At 72.1% G+C, this 22,708-nt stretch carries 20 protein-coding genes; 9 read left to right on the top strand and 11 right to left on the bottom strand.

Annotated elements, in window-relative coordinates; genetic code table 11:
• Positions 1-11 precede the first annotated feature (11 nt).
• Genes ACP6CK_RS24050 through ACP6CK_RS24070 form a run of 5 tightly spaced genes read left to right on the top strand, consistent with a single transcriptional unit; the run spans position 12 to position 6,035 of the window.
• Positions 12-1,862: an extracellular solute-binding protein gene (locus ACP6CK_RS24050; protein WP_426955859.1), complete on the top strand. Its 1,851-nt coding sequence runs from the start codon at positions 12-14 to the stop codon at positions 1,860-1,862.
• Positions 1,863-1,869: 7 nt separating this feature from the next.
• The gene (locus ACP6CK_RS24055) at positions 1,870-2,985 is read left to right on the top strand and encodes a microcin C ABC transporter permease YejB (RefSeq protein WP_426955860.1); all 1,116 of its coding nucleotides are present in this window, start codon (positions 1,870-1,872) and stop codon (positions 2,983-2,985) included.
• A gap of 1 nt (position 2,986) precedes the next feature.
• Positions 2,987-4,018: an ABC transporter permease gene (locus ACP6CK_RS24060; protein WP_426955861.1), complete on the top strand. Its 1,032-nt coding sequence runs from the start codon at positions 2,987-2,989 to the stop codon at positions 4,016-4,018.
• The gene (locus ACP6CK_RS24065; protein WP_426955862.1) at positions 4,015-5,610 is read left to right on the top strand and encodes an ABC transporter ATP-binding protein; all 1,596 of its coding nucleotides are present in this window, start codon (positions 4,015-4,017) and stop codon (positions 5,608-5,610) included. Before ACP6CK_RS24060 ends, ACP6CK_RS24065 begins: the two co-directional genes overlap by 4 nt.
• Positions 5,607-6,035: a hypothetical protein gene (locus ACP6CK_RS24070; protein WP_426955863.1), complete on the top strand. Its 429-nt coding sequence runs from the start codon at positions 5,607-5,609 to the stop codon at positions 6,033-6,035. Before ACP6CK_RS24065 ends, ACP6CK_RS24070 begins: the two co-directional genes overlap by 4 nt.
• Before the next feature lie 110 nt (positions 6,036-6,145).
• On the opposite strand, the gene ACP6CK_RS24075 is transcribed toward ACP6CK_RS24070, so the two are convergent.
• The 3 genes from ACP6CK_RS24075 to ACP6CK_RS24085 all read right to left on the bottom strand — a co-directional run bounded on the left by ACP6CK_RS24075 (position 6,146) and on the right by ACP6CK_RS24085 (position 8,820).
• Positions 6,146-6,562: a MarR family transcriptional regulator gene (locus tag ACP6CK_RS24075; protein ID WP_426955864.1), complete on the bottom strand. Its 417-nt coding sequence runs from the start codon at positions 6,560-6,562 to the stop codon at positions 6,146-6,148.
• A 117-nt stretch (positions 6,563-6,679) separates the two neighbouring features.
• Entirely contained in the window at positions 6,680-8,062 is a 1,383-nt protein-coding gene (locus ACP6CK_RS24080; RefSeq protein WP_426955865.1) for a leucyl aminopeptidase family protein, read from the bottom strand.
• Between the two features lie 41 nt (positions 8,063-8,103).
• A complete protein-coding gene (locus ACP6CK_RS24085) occupies positions 8,104-8,820 on the bottom strand; it encodes an SGNH/GDSL hydrolase family protein (RefSeq protein WP_426955866.1) in 717 nt (238 codons plus the stop codon).
• A gap of 86 nt (positions 8,821-8,906) precedes the next feature.
• Between ACP6CK_RS24085 and ACP6CK_RS24090 the strand changes: the two genes are divergently transcribed.
• From ACP6CK_RS24090 to ACP6CK_RS24105, 4 genes are all read left to right on the top strand, one after another.
• Positions 8,907-10,007: a glycosyltransferase gene (locus ACP6CK_RS24090; protein WP_426955867.1), complete on the top strand. Its 1,101-nt coding sequence runs from the start codon at positions 8,907-8,909 to the stop codon at positions 10,005-10,007.
• On the top strand, positions 10,004-11,167 hold the full coding sequence (locus tag ACP6CK_RS24095) for a glycosyltransferase (RefSeq protein WP_426955868.1): 1,164 nt from the start codon (positions 10,004-10,006) through the stop codon (positions 11,165-11,167). The genes ACP6CK_RS24090 and ACP6CK_RS24095 overlap by 4 nt, the downstream gene beginning before the upstream one ends.
• Positions 11,168-11,292: 125 nt before the next feature.
• Positions 11,293-12,273 (top strand): GDP-mannose 4,6-dehydratase, encoded by a 981-nt coding sequence (gmd, locus tag ACP6CK_RS24100; protein ID WP_426955869.1) that lies wholly within the window; start codon positions 11,293-11,295, stop codon positions 12,271-12,273.
• Between the two features lie 67 nt (positions 12,274-12,340).
• Positions 12,341-13,336 carry a GDP-mannose 4,6-dehydratase gene (locus ACP6CK_RS24105; protein ID WP_426955870.1) on the top strand — a complete coding sequence of 332 codons (996 nt, stop codon included), beginning with the start codon at positions 12,341-12,343 and terminating at the stop codon, positions 13,334-13,336.
• Positions 13,337-13,436: 100 nt separating this feature from the next.
• Here the strand turns inward: ACP6CK_RS24105 and ACP6CK_RS24110 are convergent, their stop codons facing one another.
• From ACP6CK_RS24110 to ACP6CK_RS24145, 8 genes are all read right to left on the bottom strand, one after another.
• Complete coding sequence (locus ACP6CK_RS24110) at positions 13,437-14,888, bottom strand: phospholipase D family protein (protein ID WP_426955871.1); 1,452 nt, start codon at positions 14,886-14,888, stop codon at positions 13,437-13,439.
• Complete coding sequence (locus ACP6CK_RS24115) at positions 14,885-15,787, bottom strand: endonuclease/exonuclease/phosphatase family protein (RefSeq protein WP_426955872.1); 903 nt, start codon at positions 15,785-15,787, stop codon at positions 14,885-14,887. The genes ACP6CK_RS24110 and ACP6CK_RS24115 overlap by 4 nt, the downstream gene beginning before the upstream one ends.
• Before the next feature lie 155 nt (positions 15,788-15,942).
• Positions 15,943-16,590, bottom strand: a complete 648-nt coding sequence (locus tag ACP6CK_RS24120; protein WP_426955873.1) for a GntR family transcriptional regulator — start codon at positions 16,588-16,590, stop codon at positions 15,943-15,945.
• Between the two features lie 6 nt (positions 16,591-16,596).
• Positions 16,597-17,154, bottom strand: a complete 558-nt coding sequence (locus tag ACP6CK_RS24125) for a hypothetical protein (RefSeq protein WP_426955874.1) — start codon at positions 17,152-17,154, stop codon at positions 16,597-16,599.
• 20 nt (positions 17,155-17,174) lie between these two features.
• The gene (locus ACP6CK_RS24130) at positions 17,175-18,149 is read right to left on the bottom strand and encodes a tripartite tricarboxylate transporter substrate binding protein (protein ID WP_426955875.1); all 975 of its coding nucleotides are present in this window, start codon (positions 18,147-18,149) and stop codon (positions 17,175-17,177) included.
• 5 nt (positions 18,150-18,154) lie between these two features.
• Positions 18,155-19,087, bottom strand: coding sequence for a Bug family tripartite tricarboxylate transporter substrate binding protein (locus ACP6CK_RS24135; protein WP_426955876.1), 933 nt, complete (start codon positions 19,085-19,087; stop codon positions 18,155-18,157).
• A 436-nt stretch (positions 19,088-19,523) separates the two neighbouring features.
• Positions 19,524-20,513: a Bug family tripartite tricarboxylate transporter substrate binding protein gene (locus ACP6CK_RS24140; protein WP_426955877.1), complete on the bottom strand. Its 990-nt coding sequence runs from the start codon at positions 20,511-20,513 to the stop codon at positions 19,524-19,526.
• 68 nt (positions 20,514-20,581) lie between these two features.
• Positions 20,582-22,708: a hydantoinase/oxoprolinase family protein gene (locus ACP6CK_RS24145; protein WP_426955878.1), complete on the bottom strand. Its 2,127-nt coding sequence runs from the start codon at positions 22,706-22,708 to the stop codon at positions 20,582-20,584.

Genomic DNA, 22,708 nt, shown 5'->3' on the forward strand with positions numbered 1-22,708 from the left:
TCCTCCCGCCCATGCGCCGACGCACCCTGTTCGCCGCCGGCCTCGCCGCCGGCCTGCCGCTCCCCCTGCCCCTCGGCCGGATCGCCCTGGCCCAGGCGCCCGCGCCGAACCGGGTCCGCGCCCTGGCCCTTCCGGACGCGCCCGAATTGCCGGCGAACTTCTCCCATTTTCCCTGGGCGAACCCGGATGCCGTGAAGGGCGGGGAAATTGTCCTCCACGCGCTCGGCAGCTACGACAGCTTCAACCCCTATATCCTCCGCGGGACGCCGGCCGTCGGCATCGCCGGCCTCTTCGAGACCCTTCTCCGTAGCAATCCGGACGAGCCCTTCGCCCTCTATGCCCAGCTCGCGTCCTGGATCGAGATGGCGCCCGACCGGCTGGGCGTGACCTTCGGCCTGGACGAGCGCGCCAGGTTCCACGACGGCCGCCCGATCACGGCGGACGACGTGGTCTGGACCTTCAACACCCTCCGGACCTCCGGCCGCCCGACCTACCGCTCCTACTGGGGCGACGTGTCCGAGGTGACGGCGAGCGATCCGCGCACCGTCGTCTTCCGCTTCGTGAACGACGGCAACCGGGAGCTGCCCCTCATCCTCGGCCAGATGCCGGTGCTGCCAAAGCACTGGTGGGAGGGGCGCGACTTCGCCCGCCCGCTGCTGGAGCCGCCGCTGGGCTCCGGTCCCTACCGCATCGACCGCTTCGAGGCGGGGCGATCCATCGCCTATCGCCGGGTGCCCGACCACTGGGCCCGCGACCTGCCGACCATGCGCGGCACCGCCAACTGGGACCTGCTGCGCTACGAGTACTACCGCGACGCGACCGTGGCGCTGGAGGCCTTCAAGGCCGGCGCCTACGACTTCCGGACGGAGAACATCGCCCGCGAATGGGCCACGGGCTACGACTTCCCCGCCCGCCGCCGCGGTCTGGTGAAGCTGGACGAGATCCGCCACGAGCTGCCGACGGGCATGCAGGGCTGGGCGATGAACCAGCGCCGCCCCCTCTTCACCGATCGCCGCGTGCGGGAGGCGCTCGGCCTCGTCTTCGACTTCGAGTGGCTGAACGCGAACATCTTCTACGGCTCCTACACCCGCACGACCTCCTACTTCTCCAACTCGCCCTTCGCCTCCTCCGGCCTGCCGCAGGGGCGGGAGCTGGAGATCCTGACCCCCTATCGCGGCCGCGTGCCGGAGGAGGTCTTCACCCAGGAGTTCCGCGTCCCCGTCACCGACGGCTCCGGCACGAACCGGGAGGGGGCACGCCGTGCGCTGGAACTCCTGCGCGCCGCCGGCTGGACCGTCCGCGACCGCCGCCTGATGAACACGCAGGGACAGCGCTTCGAGTTCGAGATCCTGCTCAACGGCCCGACCTATGAGCGGATCGCGCTGCCTTATGTGCAGAGCTTGCAGCGCCTGGGCATCGAGGCCCGCATCCGGACCGTGGACCCGCCCCAGTACCAGGTGCGGATGGACGCCTTCGACTACGACATGACCGTGGAGCTGTTCGGCCAGTCGGACTCCCCGGGCAACGAGCAGCGGGACTACTGGACCACGGCGAAGGCGGACCAGCCGGGGTCGCAGAACACCATCGGGATCAAGGACCCGGTGGTGGACGCGCTGGTGGAACTGCTGATCCAGGCCCCGGATGCGGAGGAACTGCGGGTCCGCACCCGCGCGCTGGACCGCGTGCTGCTCTGGGGATTCCATGTGATCCCACAGTGGCATTCCCGGACCTTCCGCCTGGCCTACTGGGACAAGTTCGGGCGCCCCGAGCGCAATCCGCATCGCGGCCTGGGCCTGGACGCCTGGTGGATCGACCCGGCCAAGGAACGCGCCCTGGCGGAAGCCCGCCGCAACCCGAACTAGCCTCCCCTTGGGCGCCTACATCCTCCGCCGGCTGCTGCTGCTGGTGCCGACGCTGTTCGGCATCATCGTCATCAACTTCGCCGTCACGCAGTTCGCCCCGGGCGGCCCGGTGGAGCAGATGCTGCAGGAACTGCGTGGTCAGGGCGACACCGCGCTCGGCCGCCTGACCGGGGAAGGGCAGGGCGAGACACGACAGCCCCGCCCGCAGGAGGGGGCCGGCAGCGGCGGGGAGGGACCGCGCTCTGCCTATCGCGGCGCCCGGGGCCTGGACCCGGCGGTGGTGGCGGAGGTCGAGCGGGCCTTCGGCTTCGACAAGCCGGCCACGACCCGCTTCAAGGAAATGATCGTCAACTATCTCCGCTTCGACTTCGGCCGGTCCCTCTTCCGAGATCGGCCGGTGGTGGACCTGATCCTGGAGCGGCTGCCCGTCTCCATCTCCCTCGGCCTCTGGTCCACCCTCATCATCTACCTCGTCTCCATCCCGCTCGGCATCCGCAAGGCGGTGCGGGACGGATCGCGCTTCGACGCCGCGACCTCCGGCGCCGTGCTGCTGGGCTACGCGATCCCCGGCTTTCTCTTCGCCATCCTGCTCGTCGTGCTCTTCGCGGGCGGATCCTTCGTGCAGTGGTTCCCGTTGCGGGGCCTCACCACCTCCGGCTCGGAGGATTGGCCGTTCTGGCAGCGCGCGGCGGACTACGCCTGGCACATGGTGCTGCCCACGCTGGCGCTGGTGGTCGGCGGCTTCGCCGGGCTGACGATGCTGACGAAGAATTCCTTCCTGGACGAGATCGGCAAGCAATACGTCCTGACCGCCCGGGCCAAGGGCGCGGGGGAGGGGCGGGTCCTCTACGGCCACGTCTTCCGCAACGCGATGCTGCTGATCATCGCGGGCTTCCCGGCCGCCTTCATCGGCATCCTTTTCACCGGCGCCGTGCTGGTGGAGATCGTCTTTTCCCTGGATGGCCTCGGGCTGCTCGGCTTCGAATCCGCGCTGCGGCGCGACTATCCCGTGATGTTCGCCACGCTCTACATCTTCACCCTGCTCGGCCTCGTCATGCAGATCATCGGCGACATCAGCTACACGCTGGTGGACCCGCGGATCGACTTCTCCGCCCGCCGCTGACGTGTCCCCGCTCAACCGCCGCCGCTTCGAGAACTTCAGGGCCAATCGCCGGGGCTGGTGGTCGCTCTGGGTCTTCGCCGCGATCTTCGTCGTCACCCTCTTCGCGGAGTTCGTGGCGAACGACCGCCCGATCGTCGCGCGCGTGGACGGCCGCTGGTTCTTCCCGGTGGTGCGGGACTACGCCGAGAGCGACATCCTCTCGGACGGCTTCCCGACCGACGTGGACTGGTACGACCCGACCCTGCTGCGGGAGATCGGGGAGCGCGGCTGGGCGGTCTGGCCGCCCGTCCCCTTCAGCCACCGCACCGTCGTGCGGGACCTCGGGCAGCCCGCCCCGTCGCCGCCCTCCGCGCGCAACCCGCTGGGCACCGACGATCAGGCGCGGGACGTGCTGGCCCGGATCATCCACGGCTTCCGCATCTCCGTCCTCTTCGGCTTCACGCTGACGATCCTGTCCTCCGTCATCGGCGTGATCGCCGGGGCGGTGCAGGGCTATTACGGCGGCTGGGTGGATCTCGCCTTCCAGCGGGTGATCGAGATCTGGTCGGGGATGCCGCAGCTCCTGCTGCTCATCATCCTCGCCTCCGTCATCGAGCCGACCTTCTTCTCGCTCCTGATCTTCCTCCTCCTCTTCTCCTGGATGTCGCTGACCGGCGTCGTGCGGGCGGAGTTCCTGCGCGGCCGGAACCTCGATTACGTCCGCGCCGCCCGAGCCCTGGGCGTGTCCGACACCCGGCTGATGCTGCGGCACATCCTGCCGAACGCGATGGTCGCGACGCTGACCATGGTTCCCTTCATCCTCGCGGGGTCCGTGACGGTGCTCGCCAGCCTCGACTTCCTCGGCTTCGGCCTGCCGCCGGGATCGCCCTCCCTCGGGGAACTCGTCTCCCAGGCGAAGAACAACCTCCGCGCGCCCTGGCTCGGCATCACGGCCTTCGTCGTGCTCGGCGGCATGCTGGCCCTGCTCGCCTTCGTCGGGGAGGCGGTGCGCGACGCCTTCGACCCCCGCAAGCTGCCCGGGGGTGGCCGATGACCGCGCCGCTGCTGGAGGTGCAGAACCTCTCGGTCGCCTTCCGCGGCCAGACCGTCGTAAGGGACGTGTCCTTCTCCCTCGACGAGGGCGAAACCCTCGCCCTCGTCGGCGAGAGCGGCAGCGGCAAGAGCGTCACGGCCCTGTCCTGCCTCCGCCTCCTGGCGCCGGGCGGCACCAACCCGGCCGGCCGCATTGCCCTGGACGGCGTGGAGGTCCTCACCGCGCCGGAGCCCGAGCTGCAACGGCTGCGCGGCGGCGTGGCGGGCATGGTGTTCCAGGAACCCATGACCTCGCTGAACCCGCTGCACACGATCGGGCGCCAGGTCGCGGAGGCTGTCACGCTGCATCGCCCGATGCGCGGCGCGGCGCTGCGGGAGCGCGTGCTGGAGCTGCTTCGCCGCGCGGGGCTCGGCGCCGCTGCCGAACGCCTGGACGCCTATCCCCACCAGCTTTCCGGCGGGCAGCGGCAGCGGGTGATGATCGCGATCGCCCTGGCCAACGATCCGCGCCTGCTGATCGCGGACGAGCCGACCACCGCGCTCGACGTGACGATCCAGGCCCAGGTGCTGGAGCTTCTCGCCCGGCTGAAGCGGGAGCTCGGCATGGCCATGCTCCTCATCACGCATGACCTGGCGATCGTCCGCCGCCACGCGGACCGGGTGGTGGTGATGAAGGACGGGAACGCGGTGGAGCAGGGCCCGGTGGCCCAGGTCTTCGAGCGGCCGCAACATCCCTACACCCGCATGCTGCTGGACACCCAGCCCCGTGGCCGCGCCGTCCCGCTGCCGCCGGACGTGCCGGAGACGCTGCGCGCCGAGGGCATGAAGGTGCATTTTCCCATCCGCCGCGGCCTGCTTCGCCGCACGGTCGGCCATGTCCGTGCCGTGGACGGGGTCGATCTCACCCTTCGCCGCGGCGAGACGTTGGGCATCGTGGGGGAGAGCGGCAGCGGCAAGACCACGCTGGGCCTCGCGCTCCTGCAGCTCGAACGATCCGAGGGCCGGGTCCTGCTGGACGGCCAGCCCATCGACCACCTGTCCCGCCGCGAGCTTCGCCCGCTCCGGCGCCGGATGCAGATCGTCTTCCAGGACCCCTACGGCTCGCTCTCCCCGCGGATGTCGGTGGCGGAGATCGTCGGGGAGGGGCTGGCCGTGCACGAGCCCGGCCTGTCGCGGGCCGAGCGGGAGGAACGCGTCGCCGCCGCGCTGCGCGAGGTGAACCTCGATCCGGCTACGGCCGTCCGCTACCCCCACGAGTTCTCCGGCGGTCAGCGCCAGCGCATCGCCATCGCCCGCGCGCTGGTGCTGGCGCCGGAGGTGGTGGTCTTGGACGAGCCGACCAGCGCGCTCGACGTGTCCGTCCAGGCCCAGGTCGTCGACCTGCTGCGGGATCTGCAGGTGCGGCGCGGCCTGTCCTACGTCTTCATCTCGCACGACCTCCGCGTGGTGCGCGCGCTCGCCCACCGGATCGTCGTGATGAAGGACGGCAAGTTCGTGGAGGAGGGTGAGACGGAGCAGATCGTCGCTGCCCCGCGCGCCGCCTACACCCGCGCTCTCATGGAGGCCGCCTTCGAATTGCGGACCGCGTCGTGACCGAACTGGAGCGCCTTCGGGCCCTGCTGGATGGCGGGCAGGTGAAGCTCGGGATCAACATTCGCCAGATGAACTCGCCCGGCTCCCCGGTCTTCCGGACCTGGGAGAACATCTGGGCGCCGATCCTCATTCTGGCGGCGAGCATGGCGGCGACGCGCTGGCTGCACGTCTATGCCGGCATGGCGATTCTGCTGGCCGGCGCCGCCTGGTGGCTGATCAAGATCCACCCGCGGGTGAAGGATGGCGTGTTCGACCGCAGTGCCGCCTTCGCCCTGTCCAGCGAGCAGGTGTTCGACGCGCTCTGGGCGCGGGGCGTGCTCAGCCTCTACGCACGCCTGCCCGATGGAACGGAGCGCGCCGCGGCCAAGCGGGACAACTGGCGCGCCTTCGTGCGCGACCTGCCGGTCGGGACGGTTGATCCGTGAGATCCTGGATCGCACGGGCCGTGCGATCCACGCGGTGATTCAGCATCGAGGATAACGCAGTCACGGGCCGGCGCGTGCCACGCCGCCGGCCACCGGAATCGAACGCGCCGTCAGACGGCGCGGCGGGCGTGAACCTGCGTGTTAGCCGCCTGGGCGGTGCCGGCCTGCTGCGGCGCGGTCTCGACGGCGGCCTGAGCGGCCTCTCCCATGATGGAGCGCATCTCGCGCAGCAGGGCTGCACCCTTGACGGTCCGCTGCACGAGCACGGAGCGACGGTCCTGCGGATCGGTCTTGCGGCGGGCGAAATCCAGCTCGCCCAGCCGGTCCAGCGCGCGGGTGATCGCGGGCTTCGAAACGTTCAGCGAAGCGGCCAGGCCGCGCACGGTGTGCGGCCCCTCACCGAGGTAAACGGTGAGGAACACCCCGAGCTGCCGCGCCGACAGGTCGGGACCATCTCGTCGCACCAGGGCGACGACGGTGTCACGCAGGATCCCCACAAGCTGGTCCGGGGTGCTTTGCACTGGCATCAGGTACTCTTTCCCTCGTTCCGCGTGCCCGCTGGGGGTCGCGCGACGTGAACAACAAAAGCGTCGCGCCGGAACTCGCAAGTGGTCCCGGCGCGTCGTGCCGCAGAAATGATCGGGTCAGCCGCTGCGAAACCTCGGCAGGAGCGCGAGCAGTCCGGCGTAGAGGGCGCGAAGTGCTTGCGCCTCGCCGCCTTCCGGCCGCCCCGGACGTGTCGCATCGTTCCAGGCATAGACGTCGAGATGGGCCCAACGCGTTCCGGATGCAATGAAACGCTGAAGAAACAGCGCGGCTATAATAGAACCCGCCATCGGACGGCTACCGATGTTGTTAAGATCGGCGACCGAAGAGTCCAGCCACGAAGCGTAACCTTCATGTATCGGCAGGCGCCAGAGCGGATCGTTACAGCTCGTGCTGGAGGCCAGCAGCGTCGATGCGATTGCATCGTCGTTGCAGAAGAGTGCCGGGAGATCAGGACCCAGCGCGACGCGTGCGGCTCCCGTCAGCGTGGCGGCATCCAGGACCAGGGCGGGCGCGTGCTCGCCCGCGAAGGCGAGCAGATCCGCGAGCACGAGCCGCCCTTCCGCATCGGTGTTGCCCACCTCGACGCGCAGGCCGGCGCGGGTTTGCAACACGTCCAGCGGCCGCATGGCCCGGTCCGAGACCGCGTTCTCTACCGCGCCGATCAGGACCAGCAGCCGGAGCGGCGCGCGCATCCGCATCAGCGCTTCCGCCAGGCCGAGCAGGATCGCGGCCCCGCCCATGTCCTTCTTCATGCGCTTCATGCCCTCGGCCGGCTTCAGGTCCAGCCCGCCGGTGTCGAAGCACACGCCCTTGCCGCAGAGGGCGATGAGCGGACCGTCGGCCGCCCCCTCCCAGCGGATCACGCCGACCCGGGGCGCACGATGGCTGCCGCCGCCCACCGCCGCCACCGCGGGGAAGCCGGCCTGCAGGGCCTCGCCCGCAATCTCCTCGAACCCCGCCCCGCAGCGCGCGGCCAGGGCCCGGGCCGTCTCGCATAGCTCGGCCGGGCCGAGGTCGGCCGCCGGGAGGTTGATCAGGTCCCGCGTGCGCCAGATCGCGTCCACCAGGACGCGCGCCTCCTCCTGGCCGGGCGGTTCGACCAGCCGGGCCGGGCCACGGGTCGGCGCCTTGTGCCGGACGAAGCGGTAGGCGCCTAGGCCCCAGCCGAGGGTCGCGGCCGCCGCGTCGCATCCAGTGCCGAGCGTCCAGGCGCTCCCCTCCGGCAGGGCATAGGGCAGCGCGCCATAGGGCCATGGCGAGGCCGGTCCGGCGCCCAGCCCGAGAACCGCGGCCGAGACGCCGCTGTCGCCGGGCAGGAGAACGACCCGACCCGCCTCGGCTGTGAAGCCGCTCTCCCGCAGGAACCCCGCTTCCGCCGGCCGGAGCCCCTCCAGGAAGGCGGGGAGCCTCTCGCGCCCGACGGCATGGACCGGGCGCGCCGCCGGGTCCGACGCGCAGAAGGGGGAGGCCGGGTCCATGAATGCCAGTCTAGCAACCTGAGGTTGTAGTTCGTCAGACACTATCGCGTCACCTTGCCCGACCGGATCGCCTCCGCCAAGGCATCGGCCAAGCAGCCATAGCCGCGGTCATTGTGGTGCAGCCCGTCCGAGACGAGCATTACCTCGGCCTCGGCACCCGCGGCCACCCAGGCGTCCATCATGCGCCGGCGGGAGAAGAACCCGGCCCCCCAGTCGCGCGCCACCTCCGCCATCGTGCGGTCGAAGGCATCGCGGGAGGGGGCCTGGGCCGTCCACGGGCCGCGCTGGCTGTCCATCAGCACCACGTCGGCCCCGGCGGCCTGGAGCCGGGCCACGCCCTGCCGCAGCAGGATGCGGAAGCGGTCCACCGGGTGGTTCCGCATCGCCCCGTTCACGCCGACCTGCCAGATCACCACCGCCGGCCGCAGCGCAATGACGTCGGCCTCCAGGCGATCGAGCATCTCGACCACGTCCTCGCCGCCCCGGCCGCTGTTCAGCACCTGGACGTCCAGCCCGCGCCGCCGCAGCGCGGCCTCGAGCTGCGCCGGATAGGCCATCTCGGGCGAGGAGGCGCCGGCGCCCTGGGTCGAGGAGCTGCCGAGTGCGATGATCAGTGGCATCGCGCCCGCGCGCAGCCCCTCGGCCAGCCGCGGCAGCGCCAGGGGCTGGGCCGGGGAGGGGGGGCACTCCACGGCGCCGGCCTGCACCGTGAGCCCGGCCAGGAGAGCGAGGGAGAGAAATGCGGCGCGTGCGGCCATGAACCGCCTATGCCGCAAGCCTCACGGGTGGCCAACCCGTTCGGGGCGCCTTTTCCCCATCCCGGGCGGATGTTAGGCGCGGCGCGATGCGGATCCTTCTCTGGTACTGGGGGCGGCGGGGCGGCGGGGCGCAATTCGCCCTCTGCCTCGCGCGCGGGCTGGCGCGCCGTCCCGGCGTCACGCTGGCCCTCGCCCTGGCCCGGCGGAACGAGTTGCTGGACCGATTCGCGGCGCTTCGCGCGCCGCTGGACGCGGTGGAGACGTTTTCCGGGGCCGTCGGCGCCGTCGCGGGCCTGCCCCGCCTGCCCGCCCTCCGGCGTCGCCTCGTCGGCGCGGCCCGCGGGATGAAGGCTGATGTCGTGGTCTCCGCGATGAACCACGTCTGGACTCCCCTCGTCGCCCCGGGCCTGAGGCGGGCGGGCATTCCCTATGTCGCGATGGTCCATGATGCCCTGCCTCATCCGGGCGATCCGGCCCTCGCCTGGGAATGGCGGCTCCGCCGGGAGCTGGAGGCCGCCTGGGGCGCTGTCGTGTTCTCCGAGGCGGTGGCGGCGGCGGTGGCCACACGGCGTCCCGGCCTGCCGATTCTCCGCCTGCCCCTCGGCGCGCACCTGCCGGACGATGGGGGGCCGGCCGGGGCGCCGGCGGCCGACTTCCTCTTCTTCGGGCGGCTGCGGGCCTATAAGGGCCTCGACCTGCTCCGCGACGCCTTCGCCATCCTGCGCGCCCGCCACCCCGGTGCGACCCTGCGCGTGGTGGGAGAAGGGGATCCGGAGGACTGCGCCCCTGGCCTCTCCGCCCTGCCGGGGGTGACCGTGGAGCCCCGGTGGGTCCCGGATGCGGAGATGCCGTCCCTCGTCGCCGCGTCCCGCACCGTTGTGCTGCCCTACCGGGAGGCGAGCCAGTCCGGCGTCCTGCCGATCGCCCTCGCCCTCGGCGTGCCGGTGGTCGCCACACCGGTCGGCGGCCTGCCGGACCAGCTGGAACACGGCGTGAGCGGCCTTCTGGCGGGCACCGTCACGCCGGAGGCCCTGGCAGAGGCGATGGCGGCAGCCCTGGACCCGGCCCGGCACGCCGCCCTCTCCGCGGGTGCCCGCGCGGCCGGGGAGCGGCTGGCCGACTGGGACGCCCAGGCCGGCCTGCTGGTGGACTGGCTGCGCGACCTTCTGCCCCACGCCGCGCGATGAGCGTCCTGCACCGCCTCTGGTCGCTGATGCCCCGCTCGGCCCGGCGGGAGGCGCTGTTCGGGGCGGCCGCCCTCCTCGCGCCCCGCCTTGCCCGGCCCGAGCCGGAGGGGCGCGGCGCACTGGTTGTCGCCGGCTATCACAGCGCGCCCACCGGCCTCGGCGTCGGGGCGCGGCGGATGCTGGCGGCGATGCGGGCGGACGGGCTGGAGCCGATCGCCGCGGACCTGACCGGCCCGCACCGCCAGGGCCCGCCCGGCCCGCCGATCGTCGTTCCGGACGGGCCGGGCACGATCATCCTGCACGTCAACGGCCCGATGCTGCCCTGGGGCCTGCTGACGCTCGGGCGGCGGGCGGTGGCGGGGAAGCGGATCATCGCCTACTGGGCCTGGGAACTGCCGGCGCTGCCGCAGGACTGGGAGCGGGGCTACGCCGCCTGCCACCGGATCTGGGCCCCCAGCCGCTTCTGCGCCGAGGTCTTCGCCCGGCCCGGCCACCCGCCGCCGGCCGTGGTGCCGCATCCCCCGCCCGTGCCCGACCCCTCCGCGCGGGACCGGGCGAGCTTCGGTCTGCCGCCCGGGGCGTTCGTCGCCCTCTCCCTGTTCGATGCGACCTCGTCCCTCGCGCGCAAGAACCCGCTCGGCGCCATCGAGACGCATCGCCGCGCCTTCGGCGACAGCCCGGAACACCTGCTGGTCCTGAAGACCCACGGCACCGACCACGCCGGCCCGGCCTGGGCGGAGGTGGCCGCGGTTGCCGCGGCGCGGCCGAACGTTCGGGTGATCGCGGCCGACCTCTCGCGCCGCGACCTCTGGGCCCTGACTGCCTGTGCCGACGTGCTCGTCTCCCTCCATCGGGCCGAGGGCTACGGCCTCGCGATGGCCGAGGCGATGGCGCTCGGCCGACCCGTGGTGGCCACCGGGTGGTCCGGGAACACCGACTTCATGCAGGGGCCCGGCTGCCACCCGATCCCCTGGACCCTCGTGCCCGCCCGCGACCCGCAGGGCACCTACGACATGCCCGCCGCGCGCTGGGCCGAGCCCGACCTCGACGCCGCAGCGGCCGCGCTGCGCCGGATCGCGGCGGATCCCGCCCGGGGGCGCCCGGCGCCCGTCCGCCTTCCCGCGCCCGACTACCGCGGGGCGCTGGGGTGGCCGGCCTAAGGGGCCGCGATGCCCCGGGCCGCGGGAGCACGGACCGGGCCCGTTGGAACGGTCGGCTCCTGCCTGCTCTAGCAAGGCCGGGACGGGGCGGCTAAAGGCACCGCGCCGTCACGGGGTTTGGAACTATGCCGCGCGCGTTGATCACCGGGGTCACCGGACAGGACGGGGCCTATCTGTCGCAGCTCCTGCTGGACAAGGGCTACGAGGTCTTCGGGCTGCTCCGCCGCTCCTCCTCCGGGGAGGTGATCGACGAGCGCCTGCGCTGGCTCGGCATCCACGGCCGGATCACGATGATGGACGGCAACCTCATCGACCTTTCCGCCCTGCTGCGCATCATGCAGGAGGTCGCGCCCGACGAGGTGTACAACCTCGGCGCCCAGTCCTTTGTGAAGACCTCCTGGAACCAGCCGCTGCTGACCGGCCAGGTCACGGCCCTCGGCGCCGGCAACATGCTGGAGGCGGTGCGGCTCGCGGCACCGAAGGCGCGCTTCTACCAGGCCTCCTCCTCCGAGATGTACGGGCTGATCCAGGAGCCGGTACAGAGCGAGAAGACGCCCTTCTACCCGCGCTCGCCCTATGCGGTCGCGAAGCTCTACGCCCACTGGATGACGGTGAACTACCGGGAGAGCTTCGGCCTGCACGCCTCCTCCGGCATCCTGTTCAACCACGAGAGCCCGCTGCGCGGCATCGAGTTCGTCACCCGCAAGGTCACGGACGCCGCGGCCCGCATCAAGCTCGGCCTGGCGAAGGACCTGCCCATGGGCAACCTCGACGCCAAGCGGGACTGGGGCCATGCGCGGGACTACGTGCGCGCCATGTGGATGATGCTGCAGCAGGACCAGCCGGACGACTACGTGGTCGCGACCGGCCGCACCGTGACGGTGCGCGACATGTGCCGGATCGCCTTCGACCATGTCGGCCTGGATTACGAGGCCTTCGTGAAGGTCGACCCCGCCTTCCTCCGCCCGGCGGAGGTGGACGTCCTGCTCGGCGATTCCACCAAGGCGCGGCAGAAGCTCGGCTGGGAGCCGACCATCACGCTGGAGGAGATGATCCGCGAGATGGTGGAGGCCGATCTCGCCCGTCATCGCGCGCGCATGCGCTGAGGCGAGGTCCGTGCCCGGGAGTGCCCGCGCAGGGCTCGGACCCACGCCGGTCCGGGCTCCAGGCTAGATGCCGGCCGGCACCGAACCCGGCGGGGAGGCGCGGCCCGGCCGCATCCTGATCACCGGCGCCGGCGGGTTCGCCGGCCTGCACCTCCTGCCCGCGCTGCGGGCCGCGTATCCCGGGGCGGTGCTGATCGGCGCCTCCCGCCGCGGGGCCGTGCCCGGCACGGATGAGAGCCTGCATCTCGACCTGGACGACACGGCCGCGCTGCCGGACGCCGTGGCCCAGGCGCGCCCGGACGCGGTGATCCATCTGGCCGCGCAATCCGATGTAGCCGCCTCCTTCCGCGACCCGCCGGGCACCTGGCGCACGAACCTTTGGGGGACAAGCGCGCTGGGGGAGGCGGTGCTGCGCGCGGCGCCGGCGGCCAGCTTCCTGTTCGCCTCCTCGGGCGAGGTGTACGGCCTGGCCTTCCAGGCCGGGCGGCCGCTCGACGAGGAATCCTACTTCGCGCCCGCCAACCCCTATGCCGCCTCCAAGGCGGCGGCGGATCTGGCGGTGGGGGAGATGGCGCTGCGCGGCCTGCGCGCCGTCCGGCTGCGGTCCTTCACCCACACCGGCCCGGGGCAGACGCCCGGCTTCGTCGTCGCCGCCTTCGCCCGCCAGGTCGCCCGGATCGAGGCGGGACGGCAGGAGCCGGTGGTGCGCGCGGGCGCGCTCGACCGCTGGCGGGATTTCCTGGACGTGCGCGACGTCTGCGCGGCCTATGTCATCGCCCTGCGCGCGGCGCAGCGGTTGCCGCCGGGCATGGCGTTCAACCTCTGCTCCGGCATTCCCAGGCGCGTGGGCGACATCCTGGACGCGCTGCTCGCGCTCGCCGGCCTGACGGCGCGCGTGGAGCAGGAGCCGGCGCTGCTGCGCCCAACCGACGTGACCCGCGTGCAGGGCGATCCCTCCCGCATCGGCCGCACCCTGTCCTGGGCGCCGCAGGTGCCGTGGGAGGAGACCTTGCGGACCGTGCTGGACGATTGGCGCGGGCGGGTCGCGGCCGAACGGGATTAGGCGGTCCGGCCCGCTCTTTCCGGGTCGCGTCCTTCGGCTGACGGAGCGGGGCGGATGTCGGGGCTCCCCCGGCCCGCGGGCGCCTGCGCCCGCGATAGCCCTACAACTGGGATTCGATCGGCACGCAGCCGACGAGCCAGGCCAGGGCGCGCCGCTTGCGGGAGGCTCCGGGCTCCGTGCGCCAGACCCTCTGCTCCCCGTTCTCCGCCGCCACCCAGATCAGGCGGCCATCCCCATCGAGGCTCACGCGCCAGCTTCGCGCCGGCTCCGAGAGACGCGCGTGTTCCCGCACGATGCCCTGGGCGATGGACGGGTCGTCCACGATGGTGCCCGTCTCCGTGTTCAGCGCCCGCGACCGGGGATCCAGGTTGAAGGACCCGACCATCGCGCGGGCGCCGTCCACGACGAGCGCCTTCGTGTGCAGGCTGGCGCCGCGCGAGCCGAGAAGGCTCGCCCCTTCCTCTCCGGAAGGACGCAACTCATGGATCACGACACCGGCCCGGAGCAGCCCCTCGCGGTAGCGCGCGTAGCCGCCATGGACCGCGACGACGTCCGTGGCCGCGAGCGAGTTCGTGATGACGGAGACGCGGACGCCGGATGCCGCGAGGTTCGAGAGAAGCGCCGCTCCCTCCTCGCCGGGGACGAAGTAAGGCGAGACGAGCAGCGCCTCCCGCGTCGCGCTCCGGAGAAGGTCTAGCACGACCGGGGCCAGCCACTCCGTGGCCGGCGCACGGCCCGTCACCTTGTCCGGCGGGTCGGACAGCAGCCGGACCACCCCGCCCGGCACCGTCGACAGGATGGAGGGGTCGCCCTTCAGCACCGCGGCCGCGGTCGGGTCCGTGTCCAGCTCCCGAAGGAACGGCTTGGCGTCGGGCGCCGTGGCGGCGCGGTCGAGCCGGCGGGCCAATCCTCGCAACCCGCCGCGTCGCCGGTGCGGTGCCTGGCAGATCTCGGAAACGGGTCGGGAGAGAGGATGATGCCAGTAGCGCTCGAAGATATCGCCCGCGGAATCGGCGGCGGGCCCCATGATCGTGAGGTCGAGGTCGCGGAAGTTGAAGGTGTCGGAGGCATCGAAGTACTCGTCTCCGACGTTGCGCCCGCCGAGGATCGCGATGCGGCTGTCCACGATCCACGCCTTGTTGTGCATCCGGCGGTTCAGGTGCCAGCCGCCGAACAGCATCTCCAGCAGAAAGCCGAACTGGCCGAAGCGCCGCCAGGTCGTCGCGTTGAAAAGCCGTACCTCGATATGCGGATGCGCGTCGAGGATCGAGAGCAGCCGCTCCCCGCCGATCGCGTACATGTCGTCCAGCAGCAGCCTGACCTGCACGCCCCGCTCCGCCGCGCGCAGCGCCTCGCGCGCGAGCAGCCGGCCGGTGACGTCGTCGCGCCAGATGTAGTACTGCAGGTCGAGCCGTCGCGTCGCGCTACGGGCCGCGCGCACGCGGGCCGCGAAGGCAGCGAGGCCGCTGGTCAGCAATCCGACGCGGACCCCCGCAGGCTCCGGCCTGGCGTCGATCGCGGCGACCGTCGTCAGGGCGGACGCCACGGTCACGCCGCCTCCGCGATCCCGTCAGTGACCGAGCGGCGCGCATCCAGCAGGGCGGGGTCGATCCTCGCCTTCAGGGGCAGATGGTCCGAGGCGATCCGCGCGAGCGGCGTGTCGTGCACCTCGAGGGCCCGGATCAGCCCGTGGCGGCTGGAGAGGATGCGGTCGAGCGCCAGCACCGGTAGACGGCTGGGGAAGGTGGGCGGGGCCTGTTCGGTCAGGCCGAAGCTCCGCTCCAGGGCGCTGAGGGAGGAGCGACGCCGCGGACGCCACTCGTTCAGGTCGCCCAGCACCATGGCCGGCGCGTCCGTGCCGTCGGCCAGGGCATCGAGGATGGCTGCGGCCTGTCCCTCGCGATGCCGCTTGAGGAGGCCGAGATGGGCCCCGATGAGGCGAAGGCGCCCCGCCGGAAGTTCGAGCTCGGCCATCACCGCACCCCGGGGCTCGCCGCCCGGCAGGTTGAGACGTCGGGCGCTCGTGACCGTCCCGATCCGGACCAGCAGCGCGTTCCCGTGCCAGCCCTGCCCGCCCGGCGTGGTGGAGAGCGGGACGAGGCGGAGCCCCGTCCGTCGCTCGATGTCCACCATGTCGAGCAGCCCCAGGCGGCGTCCGAAGCGACGATCCACCTCCTGAAGGGCGAGGATGTCCGCGTTGAGCTCGGCGATGACGTCGGCGACCCGCGAGGGATCGAAGCGCTTGTCCACGCCGACGCATTTGTGAACGTTGTAGGACGCAACGGTGACCAGCCCGTCCACGTGCCGCTCCACGCGGCGCGGCGCTGTCCCGCGTCCGGTACGGCGGCGGATCGCCGGCATGACGTCGAGCAGGGCCGAAGGCTCGCCCCGCCGCCATCGCGCGATCAGCCCTCCGATCCCGTGATCGGCGAGGTCAGGAATGTCCACCATCGCGGGCAGAGTTAGGACTCCTCGGCCGTTTCTCCAAGGCAAACGGAGAGGGGCCGCCGCGGTTGGGACACCGGTCCCATTTTGCAGGTCCGCCTCTCCGTCCGAGGGGCTCGGGTCCCGGCGCTCCCTCGGGAGAGCGCGCTTTCCGTGCGCGGCTACCCCGTCGCGTCCGCGCTGAGATTCTGCCAAGCGCGGCGGATGTGCGAGCGCATCAGCGATTCCGCGAGCACCGCGTCGCGCGTCATCATGGCCCGCGCGATCTCCCAGTGCTCCCGGCGCGCATCCTCCCGGCGTCCCGGCAGGGTTCCGGACCGCCAGCGATAGAGGCGCACCATGTCGTAGAGATCGACGGAGAGCAGCTCCGCAATCCGCGCATTGCCGCTGCCCTGGGCGACCGCGACGTGGAAGTCGAAGGCCGGCGCGGCATCCGTGCCGTGCTGCTCCAGCACCCGCAGGTGCTCCTTCAGCACGTCGTCCGAGAGCCGCTCCGTCGCCAGCCGGCAGGACATGCCCTCCAGGCATTCCCGAAGCTCGAAGATCTCCTGCAGCTCGGGCAGGCCCAGGGCGGCGACGCGGGCGCGGACATAGGGCTCCCGCGTGACGAGCTTCCGCCCCTGCAGGCGCCGCACCGCCTCCCGCACCGGGCCGCGGCTCATGCCGAAGCGGCGCGCCAGGTCCACCTCGTTCAGCTCGGAGCCGGGCGCGAGGTCCCCGTCCCGGATCATCGCGAGGATGAGGTCGAGCGCCCGCTCCGCCAGGGTGGAGCCGGCAGCCTCGGCCGCGGAGGTCGGGAGCGCGTCCATGCCGGGCTACTTGGAGATCATCAGGTGCTTCTTGAAGCGGTCCTTGTACACCGCGATCACGTCCAGCTGGTCCACGTAGTAGAGGATCTTCCCCTCGATCGAGTCCGGGAACTTCGGGGAGCCGGAGCCGTGCGTCATGATGATGTGGGACAGCGCGTGCGGCAGGCCGCGCTGCGCGGCGAGGTGGGCGCACCAGAAGCCGTGCAGGTACTGCTTGCCGATCTCGGTGTGGCGGCCCTTCCCGTCGGGGCCGGGCTCGTACTCCACCAGCTTGCTCGCGTCCTGCAGGATCGCGCCGGCGATCAGCAGATCGCGGTCGATCGTCGTGCCGTGATGCGCCACGAGCGCGTCGGCCACGGCGATCGCCATGGTCACGATGCACTGGGTATGCGGCAGGTTGGGATAGGGGATCTCCCAGGAGACCGGCAGGGCGCCGATGTCGTCCCACTGGGACAGGGCCCAGAGCTCCTGGAAAACGGCCACGACACCCTCGCGCAGGGAGTCGTCTCGGATCTCCCGCAGCTGTGGATAGAGGGCTTCGACGTCGAGCGGGGGGCGGCTCATGCGGGCCTCGGCGGCTGGGGTCATTGCGGTTCGATCCGGGCGTCGCGGATCACGGCGGCCCAGCGCGGGATCTCGCCCTCCAGGAATCGGCCGAATTCCGCGGGCGAGGCGAAGAGCGGCTCGGCGCCGAGCTCCACGAGGCGCCGGCGCACCTCCTCCTCCCGCAGCGCGGCCGCGGTCGCCTCGTTCAGCCGGGCGAGGATGGCAGATGGCGTGCCCGCCGGCGCGACCAGCCCGTAGAAGCCGGTGGCCGTGAAGCCGGGCAGGCCGTCTTCATCGAAGGTCGGCACCTCGGGAAGCAGGCTCGATCGCCGCAGCTCCGTGATGCCGAGTGCGCGCAGACGCCCGGCCTCGATCTGCGGGAGCGCGGAAAGGGTGTAGAACATGTAGTCCAGCGTGCCGCCCAGCAGATCCGTCATCGCCGGCCCGTTGCCGCGATACGGCACGCCCTCCGCCTGGATGCCGGCGGCGCGAAGAAACATCTCGTTCGCCAGGTGCTGCGTGGTGCCCTGCAGGTAGCCCGTGTTCAGCCTACCCGGCGCCGCCTTCGCCGCCGCGATCAGGTCCCCCAGCGTGCGGTACGGTGAATCCGCCCGGACGAGCAGGATGGTCTGGTTGTTGGCCAGCGGCGCGACCGCCGCGAAGTCGCGCGCGGTGTCGAAGGGCAGCCGGCGGAACAGGGCGGGGTTGATGACGTGACCGGTGAAGATCAGCAGCAGCGTGTAGCCGTCCGCCGGCGCGCGGGCGAGCGCCTCCGCCGCGATGTTGCCGGCGGCGCCCGGCCGGTTCTCCGCGACGATCGGCTGGCCGAGGCGCGCGGAGAGGGAGGGCGCGACCAGCCGGGCCACCGTGTCGCCGCCCCCGCCGGCGGAGGAGCCGATCAGCAGGCGAATGGGCCGGTCGGGATAGGTGCCCTGCCCCCGCGCGGACCGCACCACGAGCGGCAGCGCCGGAAGCGCGGAGAGGAGCGCGCGGCGCTGCAGGCGCAGGGGCATCGTCGTCACTCCACGGTCGCGCCGCTGGCGCGCACGGCCCGCGCCCAGGTCTCCCGCTCGCGCGCCAGGAAGTGCGGGGCGTCCTCGGGCGAGAGGTTCGGCACCTCGGCGCTCTGGGTTTCCAGCGCGGCCCGCCAGGCCGGCGTGGCCGAGGCGGCGGCGAAGGCCTCGCGCAGCCGCGCCAGCACGGGCGCGGGCGTGGCGGCAGGCGCGACAACGCCGAACCACACCGGCGCGTCCAACTCGGGGAAGCCGAGCTCCACCATCGTCGGCACGTCCGGCAGTTGCGGCAGGCGGCCGACGCCTGTCACGGCCAGGGCACGGAGGCGCGGGTCGCTCAGCAGCGGCAGGGCGCTGGGCGCGCCGGTGAAGGAGAAGCCGAGGCGGCCGGAGACGAGGTCCGTCATCATCGGCGCCGCGCCACGATAGGGCACGTGCAGGAACTGCACCCCCGCCGAGCTGCCCATCACCTGCGCCACGAGGTGCGAGAGCGAGCCGACGCCGTTGGACCCGTAGGTGATCCCGCCGGGGTTGCGGCGGCCGAGCGCGACCAGTTCCTGCACAGTGTTGGCCGGTGCGCCGTCGCGGCTGGCGATGAGCACGTTCCGGTAGGAGGCGATCATCCCGACGAAGGCGAAATCCGCCGCGGGATCGAAGGTCAGGTTGGGATAGAGCGCCTTGTTGATCGCCAGCAGCGCCTGGCCCGCGACGAGCAGGGTGTAGCCGTCCGCCGGGGCCTTCGCCACGAATTCCCCGGCCACGTTGCCGCCCGCGCCCGCGCGGTTGTCCACCACCACGGCCTGGCCGAGCTGCTGCGAGAGGCCGGTGGCCGCGATGCGCCCGACCGCATCCCCGGAGCCGCCCGGCGGGAAGGAGACGACGAGGCGGATGGGACGGGTCGGGAAATCCTGCGCCCGCGCCGGGCTTGCCGCCGCCACTCCGACGGCCAGAAACGCACGCCGTGTCAGAGGCAGGCGTCGGCCGGCAGAATTCGAGCGGTCGGGGTGCATGGCATCCTCCCAGGCGTTCCCTGAACCATGCTGGCGCACCTTTGAAGTGTCAACACCGGACGAGGGGTCGAAATCGTGAGAACTAGGTTTCGCTCCGAGGCGGCCGATAGGAGCCGCGTTCGGCGGGAGAACTCCCGTTTCGATGTTCTGGCCGAGAGCCGTGAGTATGGGAAAGTGTCAACAGAGCGCGGGCGGGCGACCCCTGTCCGGAAAGAGCCGGCGATCAACCCTGTCCTGTCCTGAGACCATCAGTGGAGACGTGACCTGCTGGCCCGGCCGGACACTTCGTCCCGCCCGGGCCGCCCCTTCTCCGTCCACCTTGCCGGCGCCCGGCCGGCGAAGCCGTTCCGAAACCTTCGAGCGCCTATCCCAGCCTGATGTTCTGACTGCGGATGATCTCGCCCCACTTATCGTACTCTCGCGTCCAGTAGGCATCCAGCTCCGCCGCGCTGCCGCCCACCGGCTCGATCCCCATCTCGATGATCCGGCGCCGCGTGTCGGGGTCGGTCAGCGCGCGGTGAAGGGAGGTGGTGATGCGGTCCCGGATGGCAGTGGGGCTGCCGACCGGAAGCAGCATGATGACGTCGGTGGAGGAATCGAACCCCGCGACGCCGGCCTCGGCGAGTGTCGGCACGTCGGACGCCAGCTCCGACCGCGCGGCGGTGCTGACGCCCAGCAGCTTCAACTGCCGCGACGCGCGGAAGGGCAGGGCGGTGACGAGGTCGACGAAGGACATCGCCACCTCTCCCGCCAGCAGGCCCTGCACGGAGGGACCGCCGCCGCGATACGGCACGTGCACGAGCTGCGTGCCGGTCTTCGCGACGAAGAGTTCCGTCGCCAGATGACTGCTGGCGCCGATCCCGGCGGAGGAGAAGTTCACCGCACCTGGCCGCGCGCGGCAGTAGGCCACGAACTCCGCGACGCTGTTCGCCGGGACAGAGGGGTGGACGCAGAGCGACTGCGCGCTGCGAGCGACGAGGCTGATGCCGTCGAACGCGCCGCGGTTGTCATAGGGCAGGTCCCGCATGAGATGCGGCGCGATCGCGTAGGTGCTGTTCGTTCCCAGCAGCACCGTGTAGCCGTCCGGTCGCGCGCGGGCGACGAAGGCGTGCCCGACGGTGCCCGAGGCGCCGCCACGGTTCTCCACCACGACAGGCTGGCCGAGATCGGCGCCCATGGCCTGCGCGAGAACACGCCCCAACGAGTCCGTGGAGCCGCCGGCCGCCCAGGGAATGACCAGCGTGACGGGCCGGGAAGGAAAGCGGTCCTGCGCCGCCGCGCCGCGGGGCACCAGGGCCGGCGACGCCAGCGCGGCGGCCAGGAAGGAGCGACGGGTCCCCGGGATCATGCTCATGGTCCACCTCTCTGTCGCGGCGTGCGCGGCGACGGGCCTCGACGGTGCTGGCGGTCTTCCCGCGGCGATTATTCCCCGCTTCCCGGCAGTTCGACCACCAGATTCCGGAAGGAGTCCACCGAGGCGGTGGCGCCGGGCCCGATCACGCAGGTCGACTCCCGCTCCTCCACCAGCGCGGGGCCGGAGAAGGACGCGCCGGGCGCGAGCGCGTAGCGGTCGTAGACCGTGCAGGCCCGCCATCCCACGCCCTCGAACAGCACGTCCCGCATGCCGCGCGCGGCGCGGGCGGCGTCCGTATAACCCTCCACTCGCGCCCCGGCGGCGGAGAGACTGATGTCGCGCCCGGGCGCCTGGAGGGCAAGCCGCCAGCTCAGCGCCTCGATCGGCAGGTCCTCCAGGGCGCGGCCGAAGCGCTCGCGGTAGGAGGCGAAGAAGGACTCCCGGATCGCGGGCAAGTCCGCCTCGCCGAGCGTCATGGCGGGCAGGGGCACCGGGATCTCGAAGCCCTGGCCGACATGGCGCATGTCGGCGGCGGGCCGGGCGGTGATCTCCTCCGGTGCGGCGCCGGCCTCCAGCAGCAGGGCGCGACCTTCCTCCAGCATCTCCGCCAGCAGGGCATTGACGCGGTCCCAGTCCAGCCGCTCCAGCCGGCCGGGCAGGCTGCGGACGAGGTCGGTGGCGGGCGGCGCCACGAGGAAGCCGAGCGCGGAGGCCACGCCCGCTCCCAGCGGCACGACGAGCCGCCGCATCTTCAGCAGCCGCGCGAGGTCATAGGCATGCACCGGCCCCGCGCCGCCGAAGGCGATCAGCGTGTAGCGCCGGGGATCGCGGCCCTTCTCGGCCAGGTGCATGCGGGTGGCGGCCGCCATCGTCTCGTCCACGATGCGGCGGATGCCGAGTGCCGCGTCGTCATGCGGGACGGACAGGCCATGGGCGATCCCGGCCTCGATGGCGTTCCGCACCGCCTGCATGTCGAGCGCCATCTCGCCGCCGAGGAAGTAGGCGGGATCGAGCCGGCCGAGGACGAGGTCGGAATCCGTCACGGTCGGCTCCGTGCCGCCCCGCCCGTAGCAGATGGGACCGGGCACTGCGCCCGCGCTGCGCGGGCCGACCTTCATCAGCCCCGATCCCCGATCGACGCGGGCGATGCTGCCGCCGCCGGCGCCGATCTCGATCATGTCCACCACGGTCACCTTCAGCGGCAGGCCCGATCCCTTCTGGAAGCGGCGCACGCGCCCCGCCTCGAAGTCGAACTTCCGGTCCGGGGCCGCGTCCTCGACAAGGCACATCTTCGCGGTGGTGCCGCCCATGTCGAAGGAGACGACGTGGTCCAGACCTGTCAGCCGCGCGAGGAAGGAGGCCGCCATGGCCCCTGCCGCCGGACCGGATTCGATCAGGCGGATCGGGTAGTCCCGCGCGTCCTGCACTGCCGCGATGCCGCCGCCCGAGAGCATGACGTGCAGCCGCCCCGCGAAGCCGCGGGAGGCCAGCGTCCCCTCCAGCCGATCGAGGTAGCGCCGCATCAGCGGCTGGACGTAGGCGTTCGCGCAGGCCGTGCTCGTGCGCTCGAACTCCCGGATCTCCGGTGCCACGCGGGAGGAGAGGGAGACCGGCAGGTCGGGATAGAGATCGCGCACGATCTCCCCCGCCCGCGCCTCGTGCCGCCCCTCCCGGTAGGAATGGAGGAACCCGACCGCGAGCGCCTCGATCCCTTCCTCCTCCACCAGCCGGCGGGTGGCGGCGCGCACCGCTGCCTCGTCCAGGGGAAGCAGCACCTCGCCGTGCACGTCGACCCGCTCCGGCACCTCCAGCCGGCGGTGACGCGGGACGAGGGTCGGCGGCGCCTCCAGGAACAGGTCATAGAGGTCGTAGCGCGTCTCCCGCCCGATCTCGATCGCGTCGCGGAAGCCGGCGGTGGTCAGCAGCCCGACCTTCGCGCCGGTCCGCTCGATGATCGTGTTGGTGACGAGGGTGGTGCCGTGGACGATCCCGTGCAGGTCGGCGAAGCCCAGCCCCGTCTCCTGCAACAGCCGCTCGATGCCGGCGATGATCGCCTCGCTGGGATCGTGCGGCGTGGTCAGCCGCTTGCCGGTGGCGACGAGGTCGCGCGCCGCATCGTGCAGCACGAAGTCGGTGAAGGTGCCGCCCACATCCACGCCGATGCGCGCGGTCGCGCCACTGCCCGTTTGTGCCAT

The sequence above is a fragment of the Muricoccus radiodurans genome (assembly GCF_050154705.1).
In the GTDB taxonomy this organism is placed as follows: Bacteria; Pseudomonadota; Alphaproteobacteria; order Acetobacterales; family Acetobacteraceae; genus Roseomonas; species Roseomonas radiodurans.

Excerpts from the sequence above, each read along its gene's own strand:
- ACP6CK_RS24085 (WP_426955866.1), bottom strand. The coding sequence starts at position 8,820 with ATGGCCGCACGCGCCGCATTTCTCTCCCTCGCTCTCCTGGCCGGGCTC.
- ACP6CK_RS24120 (WP_426955873.1), bottom strand. The coding sequence starts at position 16,590 with ATGGACGCGCTCCCGACCTCCGCGGCCGAGGCTGCCGGCTCCACCCTG.
- ACP6CK_RS24130 (WP_426955875.1), bottom strand. The coding sequence starts at position 18,149 with ATGCCCCTGCGCCTGCAGCGCCGCGCGCTCCTCTCCGCGCTTCCGGCG.
- ACP6CK_RS24095 (WP_426955868.1), top strand. The coding sequence starts at position 10,004 with ATGAGCGTCCTGCACCGCCTCTGGTCGCTGATGCCCCGCTCGGCCCGG.
- gmd (WP_426955869.1), top strand. The coding sequence starts at position 11,293 with ATGCCGCGCGCGTTGATCACCGGGGTCACCGGACAGGACGGGGCCTAT.
- ACP6CK_RS24145 (WP_426955878.1), bottom strand. The coding sequence starts at position 22,708 with ATGGCACAAACGGGCAGTGGCGCGACCGCGCGCATCGGCGTGGATGTG.
- ACP6CK_RS24065 (WP_426955862.1), top strand. The coding sequence starts at position 4,015 with ATGACCGCGCCGCTGCTGGAGGTGCAGAACCTCTCGGTCGCCTTCCGC.
- ACP6CK_RS24050 (WP_426955859.1), top strand. The coding sequence starts at position 12 with ATGCGCCGACGCACCCTGTTCGCCGCCGGCCTCGCCGCCGGCCTGCCG.
- ACP6CK_RS24125 (WP_426955874.1), bottom strand. The coding sequence starts at position 17,154 with ATGAGCCGCCCCCCGCTCGACGTCGAAGCCCTCTATCCACAGCTGCGG.
- ACP6CK_RS24090 (WP_426955867.1), top strand. The coding sequence starts at position 8,907 with ATGCGGATCCTTCTCTGGTACTGGGGGCGGCGGGGCGGCGGGGCGCAA.
- ACP6CK_RS24080 (WP_426955865.1), bottom strand. The coding sequence starts at position 8,062 with ATGGACCCGGCCTCCCCCTTCTGCGCGTCGGACCCGGCGGCGCGCCCG.
- ACP6CK_RS24115 (WP_426955872.1), bottom strand. The coding sequence starts at position 15,787 with ATGGTGGACATTCCTGACCTCGCCGATCACGGGATCGGAGGGCTGATC.
- ACP6CK_RS24105 (WP_426955870.1), top strand. The coding sequence starts at position 12,341 with ATGCCGGCCGGCACCGAACCCGGCGGGGAGGCGCGGCCCGGCCGCATC.
- ACP6CK_RS24140 (WP_426955877.1), bottom strand. The coding sequence starts at position 20,513 with ATGAGCATGATCCCGGGGACCCGTCGCTCCTTCCTGGCCGCCGCGCTG.
- ACP6CK_RS24075 (WP_426955864.1), bottom strand. The coding sequence starts at position 6,562 with ATGCCAGTGCAAAGCACCCCGGACCAGCTTGTGGGGATCCTGCGTGAC.